Below are 4,894 nucleotides of genomic sequence, written 5' to 3'. Positions count from 1 at the left end.
TCAGCTCGGCGCCGACCTCGGGGTCGCGGGTGAGGTTCTCACCGGTGGTCGGGTCGAACAGGTGCACCCGCGTGGTGTCCACCCACAGGCGGGTCGGCGTGCCCGGCCGGGCGCGGGACTCGCCGGAGAGGGTGGCCACGACGACGGGGCGCAGCTCATCCGCATCCAGGTCCTTGGCCAGCGCGGAGAGCATCTCGGCCACGGCCGGGTCCGGATCGAACTCGATGTAGCCGTACTGCTCGTGGCCCAGCCACTCCAGGTGCGTGAGCGTCGCGTCGAAGGTGGAGCCCTGGCCGCGGCGGCTGTCCTCCACCAGCTCGGCGTCCTCGAAGAACTCCGGCCGCAGGCCGAGGAACACGATGTCCCGCCCCTCGGCGGCGCGGGCCTTCTCGGGCGGCACCGGGATGTCACCGATCGGCGAGGACAGCACGTGGCCGCCCTCCTTCTGCTTCAGCGAGGCGGGCAGGAAGTTCATCGACGGCGAGCCGATGAAGCCGGCCACGAACAGGTTGAGCGGCTGCTCGTAGAGCTCGCGCGGGCTGGCCACCTGCTGCAGCTCGCCCTTCTTGAGCACGGCCACCCGGTCGCCCAGGGTCATGGCCTCGGTCTGGTCGTGCGTCACGTAGACGGAGGTGGTGGCCAGGCGGCGCTGCAGCTGCGAGATCTCCGCGCGCATCTGCCCGCGCAGCTTGGCGTCCAGGTTGGACAGCGGCTCGTCGAAGAGGAACGCGTCCGCCTCGCGCACGATCGCCCGGCCCATGGCCACGCGCTGACGCTGGCCGCCGGAGAGGTTGCCGGGCTTGCGCTCGAGGTGGTCCTCGAGCTCGAGCACGCGGGCGGCGTCGCGCACCTTGCGGTCGATCTCCTCATCGGAGGGCTTGTTGTCCTTGATCAGCCGCAGCGGGAAGGCGATGTTCTCGTACACCGTCAGGTGCGGGTACAGCGCGTAGTTCTGGAACACCATCGCGAGGTTGCGGTCCTTGGGGGCCGCCTCGTTCACGCGGCGGCCGTCGATCAGCATCTCGCCGTCGGTGATGTCCTCGAGGCCCACGATCATGCGCAGCAGCGTGGACTTGCCGGAGCCGGAGGGGCCCACGAGGATGACGAACTCGCCGTCCTCGATCTCCAGGTTCACGTCCTTGATGGCGTGGAAGCCGTCGTCGTAGGTCTTGTCGATGTGGTTCAGGGTGATGGAGGCCATCGGGGGGTCCTTTCGGGAGGTCTCGTGTGCGGGCCTCAGCCCTTCACCGCGCCGTTGGTCAGGCCGGCCACGATCTGACGCTGGAACGCCAGCACCAGGATCACGATCGGGATGGTCACGATGATCGCGGCCGCCGAGATGGCCCCGGTCGGCGACTCGAACTGCGAGGCGCCGGTGAAGAAGGCCAGGGCGGCGGGCACGGTGCGCGCGGTCTCGGTGGAGGTCAGGGAGATGCCGAACACGAAGTCGTTCCAGGCGATGAAGAAGGCGATGATCGCCGTCGTGAAGACGCCGGGGGCGGCCAGCGGGACGATCACCTTGCGGAACGCCTCGAGCGGGGTGGCGCCGTCCACCTGCGCGGCCTGGTCGAGCTCCCACGGGATCTGGCGGAAGAACGCGGCCAGGGTCCAGATGGAGATCGGCAGGGTCAGGGACAGGTAGGGGATGATCAGGCCGACCCACGTGTCGTACAGCCCGAGGGTGCGCCACATGTTGAACAGCGGCGTCACCAGGGAGATGACGGGGAACATCGAGACCATCAGGGACACCGTGAGCACGATCCGCTTGCCCGGGAAGTCCAGGCGGGCGATCGCGTAGGCGCACAGCGTGGCCAGGATGACGGCGATGATCGTGGCGATCACGGTGATGCCGATCGAGTTGCGCAGCGCCGTGAGGAACAGCTCGCGCGAGCCGCCCACGAAGATCTCCTCGTAGTTCACCGTGGACCACTGGGTGGGCAGCAGCTTGCCGTTGGCGAGGTCGGCGGGCGTCTTGAAGCTGGTCGCGAAGATCGAGAACAGCGGGAAGAGGCACCACACGCCGATCACGACGGTGAGGATCCACCACAGTGCGGTGGCCTTCCCGGTGCCGCGACGGTGGGGCGCGCGGCCCTCAGGCGCGCGGCCCTCAGGGGCGGGAGCGGATGCGGCGGTGCTCACTTGGAACCTCCTCGGTCGGCCAGGTCCACCTTGAAGCCCTTGACGGCGATGACCGCCATGAGGGCCACGCACAGGAACAGGATCACGGAGACCGCCGAACCCATGCCGATCTCGAGCCGGCCGATGGACGTGCGGTAGGCCAGCAGCGAGAGGACCTCGGTGCCGTAGGCGCCGTTGGTCATGATGTAGATGGAGTCGAAGATGCGGAACGCGTCCATCGCGCGGAACAGGACGGCCACCATGATCGAGGCCTTCATGTTCGGCAGGATGACCAGCTTCATCCGCTGCCACCACGAGGCGCCGTCGACGGCGGCGGCCTCGGTGAGGTCGCCCGGCACCTGGGCCAGGCCGGCCAGCAGGAGCAGGGAGATGAACGGGGTGGTCTTCCAGATCTCGGAGAGCATGATCACGAACAGCGCGGTGCTGCCCTGCGCGAACCAGTTCAGGTCCGCGTCGACGCCCGGCAGCCACTCGAACCAGGCGTTGATGTAGCCCGAGTCGATCGAGAACATGTAGAACCACGCGAACGCGGAGACCACGGTGATGATGCCGTACGGCACCAGGATGATCGTGCGGATCAGGCCGCGGGTCTGCTTGATGGCGTGGTGCATGGCCAGGGCCAGCAGGAAGCCGAGGATGAGCTCGACCACCACGGTCACCACGGTGATCAGCAGGGTCACCCCGAGGTCCTTCCAGAACACGGGGTCCGTGAGGATCACGCCGTAGTTGCCCAGGCCCACGAACTCGCGGTCGCCCGGCGCGGTGAGCCGGTACGTGAACAGCGAGTCGTAGAGGGCCTGCAGGATCGGGTACAGGACCACGAACAGCATCACGAAGAACGCGGGGCCGGCCAGGAGCCAGCCGAGACGCGCCTCGGACTTCGCGCGCTGGGACTTCACCCGGCGGGGGCGGCGACCCTCGGCGGCGCGCGGGGTGGATGCGGCGGGTGCGGTGTCGACGTGGCTCACAGCAGACGCTCCCCTCTCAGGACTTCCTGGATGAAGTCGTCGGTCTCGGCCGGGGTGGACTCGGTGACGCCCGACGGCGGCGCGTAGCGCTGCTGGATCGCGGTGGAGACCTCGTTGTAGTACGGGGTCTGCGGCCGCGGGGCGCCCAGCTCGAGGGACTCCCGGATGGTGTCCGCCATGGGGTACTTCTCGGCGACCTCGGGGGCGTCGTAGGCCGCCGGGTCGGCGGGCGGGTTGCCGTTCTCGACGAAGTACTGGCTCTGGTGCTCGGTGGTGGTGATGCAGGAGATCGCGTCCCAGGCGAGGTCCTGGTGCTCGGACTTCGCGCCCACCCCCAGGTTGATGCCGCCCACGGGCGGCGCGGCGTCCTTGCCCTCGACGGTGCGGGGGTAGACGGCCCAGCCGATGTCCTCGGGCAGGTCCTCCGGCAGCGAGCCCTCCTCCACGGAGCCGAGGGTGGCCGGCCAGACGAACGGCCAGTTGACCATGAACGAGCCGTTCTTGCCCTGGAAGAGCAGCATGGAGGCGTTCTCGTCCTGGGTCGGCAGGCCGGCGCTGCCGAGACCCTCCTTGCCGATGGTGGAGATGATCCGGGCGGCCGTGCGGCCGGCCTCGGAGTCGAGGTTCGTGGTGACCTCGTCCGTGGGCGCCTCGGCGTTGGGGACGATCTGCTCCCCGCCGCCCTCGATGAGCGCGTTGAGCCACACGGTCATGGACTCCGCACGGGCGCCCTGGACGGCCAGGTCCTTGTCCTGGCTGCGGGCGGCCTCCATCAGCTGGTCCCACGTGACGGGCTGGGACATGTCCAGCCCCGCGGCCTCGGCGACCGACTTGCGGTACCAGAGCAGCTGCGTGTTGGCCCAGAACGGGACCGTGACGAGCTCGTCCTTCCAGCTGGCGGCCGCGAGCGCGCCCTCCAGGGCGTTGTCCTTCGCGTACGCCTGCATCTCCTCCGGCACGGGGGCCAGGAACCCGGGCTCGGCGAGCTCGGGGACGAACGGCGGGTCGAGGGACATGATGTCCATCGACGTGTCGCCTGCGGCGAGGCGGCGGGTCAGCTGCTCGCGCTGGGATGCGGCGTCCGTCGGAAGCATGGACGTCTCGACTCTGTACCGGCCGTTCGCGGCGTCGGTGCACTGGGCGGCGATCTTCGCCTGCCCGCCGTCGTCGGGGTTGGTGTACCAGGTCAGGGTGGGCGTCTGCTCGGCCGGAGCACACCCGGCCAGGAGCGCGCCCGCGGCGACGGCGCCGGCCAGCGTGGCCCGGCGCCGTTGACGTGCCCGCGTGTCGTGTCTCACAAGTGGAACCTCAATCGATGCGAGTCGGATGTGACGGCCATCATCACGCATCACAGCGATTCCTGCACGTTTCGCGGACCCCTTTCTCAGCGGGCGCGGCGGTTCGTCCGGGCGGTCGGCTCCGCGGCGGCGGGATCCTCGGGCCAGGGGTGCTTGGGGTACCGCCCGCGGTTCTCGGCGCGGACCTGCGCGTAGGGGCCGGCCCAGAAGGACGGCAGGTCGGCGGTCACGGCGAGCGGGCGACCTGCCGGGGAGAGCAGGTGCAGGACCACCGGCTCACGACCGTCCGCGACAGCGGGGGTGACACGCGCCCCGAAGAACTCCTGCAGCTTGGCGGCGACCACGGGCGGGGTGTCCTCGTGGACGGCCGGATAGTCCACGACGACGGCGCGCCCGCTCGGCACGGGCAGGCGCTCGGGGGCGAGCTCGTCCAGCCGCCCCGCCTCCGGCCACGGCAGGGCACCGCGCAGCAGCGCCTCGGCGTCCAGG

The 4,894-nt window shown here is 69.8% G+C and carries 5 protein-coding genes; all 5 read right to left on the bottom strand.

What is annotated here, in order from left to right; all coding sequences use genetic code 11:
- Window positions 1-1,201 (bottom strand): ABC transporter ATP-binding protein (locus tag HMPREF3105_RS02930; protein ID WP_070708750.1); only part of this gene is annotated, 1,201 nt, incomplete at its 3' end.
- Window positions 1,202-1,236: 35 nt separating this feature from the next.
- Window positions 1,237-2,139, bottom strand: a complete 903-nt coding sequence (locus HMPREF3105_RS02925; protein ID WP_080695955.1) for a carbohydrate ABC transporter permease — start codon at window positions 2,137-2,139, stop codon at window positions 1,237-1,239.
- On the bottom strand, window positions 2,136-3,107 hold the full coding sequence (locus HMPREF3105_RS02920) for a carbohydrate ABC transporter permease (RefSeq protein WP_070708749.1): 972 nt from the start codon (window positions 3,105-3,107) through the stop codon (window positions 2,136-2,138). The genes HMPREF3105_RS02925 and HMPREF3105_RS02920 overlap by 4 nt, the downstream gene beginning before the upstream one ends.
- Window positions 3,104-4,405 carry an extracellular solute-binding protein gene (locus tag HMPREF3105_RS02915; RefSeq protein ID WP_070708748.1) on the bottom strand — a complete coding sequence of 434 codons (1,302 nt, stop codon included), beginning with the start codon at window positions 4,403-4,405 and terminating at the stop codon, window positions 3,104-3,106. Before HMPREF3105_RS02915 ends, HMPREF3105_RS02920 begins: the two co-directional genes overlap by 4 nt.
- 86 nt (window positions 4,406-4,491) lie before the next feature.
- On the bottom strand, window positions 4,492-4,894 hold a 403-nt coding region (locus HMPREF3105_RS02910; protein WP_305791319.1), incomplete at its 5' end, for an ATP-dependent helicase C-terminal domain-containing protein.

Origin of the sequence: Micrococcus sp. HMSC31B01, from assembly GCF_001816085.1 — a bacterium.
Classification (GTDB): domain Bacteria; phylum Actinomycetota; class Actinomycetes; order Actinomycetales; family Micrococcaceae; genus Micrococcus; species Micrococcus luteus.
The sequence above is the reverse complement of the archived record's forward strand: the minus strand, read 5'-3'. Positions and strand labels throughout refer to the sequence as shown.